Below are 1,410 nucleotides of genomic sequence, written 5' to 3'. Positions count from 1 at the left end.
GGCAAGCGGCGGCCCGTGGGCTCGGCCTGCGACATCGGGGCCGTGGAGCGCGACGGCGGAAGCCTGACCCCGATCTACATGCTGCTGTTCGATTAGGCGAATGGCGGAGGCCAAGGTCGCGGTCGACGGCATCTCCTGTCGGCCCTTGGGTCTTCACGTGGGATCTGTCAAACCTCAGCCTTTCTTCGCACCCGGAGAGCGGAAATGTTGCCGTGACCCGGTGCTTGAGCCTTTTTCCCAGGAGGAGACCATGTCCCATCCAAGACCACGGTTCGGTTCATCCGGCCGCCATGTCCCTGCCTTGTCCCCGTCGTCCTGCCTGCTTGTTCTGGCAATCCTTTTCACCTCGATTTCTGCCTGGTCCGCGCAACCCGCCATCACCACCGGAGAAGTTGGAGACAATCTTCTTCGGTTCACCTCGGCCGGACATGCCCTCGGATTCGGCCATGATTCATTCTATGTGGTCGGAGCGGACCGGTTCCTCCGGGTGGAACATGTCGGAGGCCGTCCGGTCCGGCCCGTGGCCGAAGGCTTGGAGACCTCTCCTGACGGCATGCCCGCCCTGGGCATGGTGACGTACTTTGGAGCGTGGGATGGCGTGGACGTGGTCTACAAGGCCGCGCCGAACGGGATCTTCGAGAGCCGTTATCATATCCGGAACACTGAGCAGGGTCTTTTGGTGGACAGCATCCGGCTGCGCTACAACCGCCCGGTCGCTCTGGACGGAAAGGGCAATCTGGTCACGGCCTTTGACAATGGGAACATGGTGGAGTCCGCACCGATTGCCTGGCAGGAGGTGGGCGGGGAAAAACACTTTATCGACGCGGCCTTTGTGCTGCATGGCAAGGACGAGGTCGGTTTCGCTCTTGGAGACTGTCTGCCCGGCATCCCGGTTATCATCGACCCTGTGCTGACCTGGAACACCTTTCTGGGAGGCGCTGGTGGTGATCGAGGATTCGGTATCACTACGGACGACAGCGGCAATGTCTATGTGACCGGAAACAGCGCTGCCTCCTGGGGCAGCCCGAGGCGTGGCCACCAAGGGGGAAGTACCGACGCCTTTGCGGCCAAGATCGATGGCGGAACCGGCGTCTTGGTCTGGAATACGTTTTTGGGTGGCGCAGCAACAGATGCTGGAGCGGGCATTGCGGTGGACGGCAGCGGAAACGTCTATGTGGTCGGATTCAGCACTGCCTCCTGGCAGGGCGCCAGCCCTCCGGTGCGAGCATTTGCGGGGAACTCCGATGCCTTTGTGGCCAGACTCGACAGCAGCGGCAATCTGGTTTGGAACACCTTCCTGGGGGGCGGCACCAACGACTTCGGCTACGCCATAGTCCTGGACGGCAGCGGCAATATCTACGTGACCGGGGAAAGTCACGCCACCTCGGGCAGTCCCAGACGATCCTACAT

At 61.9% G+C, this 1,410-nt stretch carries 1 protein-coding gene; it reads left to right on the top strand.

All coding sequences use genetic code 11. The annotated features are described in order from the left end of the window. Nucleotides 1–100 precede the first annotated feature (100 nt). Nucleotides 101–1,410: hypothetical protein (locus EOM25_14995; GenBank protein NCC26485.1), on the top strand; the 1,310-nt coding region annotated here is incomplete at its 3' end.

Source organism: Deltaproteobacteria bacterium (assembly GCA_009929795.1).
Taxonomy (GTDB): Bacteria; Desulfobacterota; Desulfovibrionia; order Desulfovibrionales; family Desulfomicrobiaceae; genus RZZR01.
The sequence above is the reverse complement of the archived record's forward strand: the minus strand, read 5'-3'. Positions and strand labels throughout refer to the sequence as shown.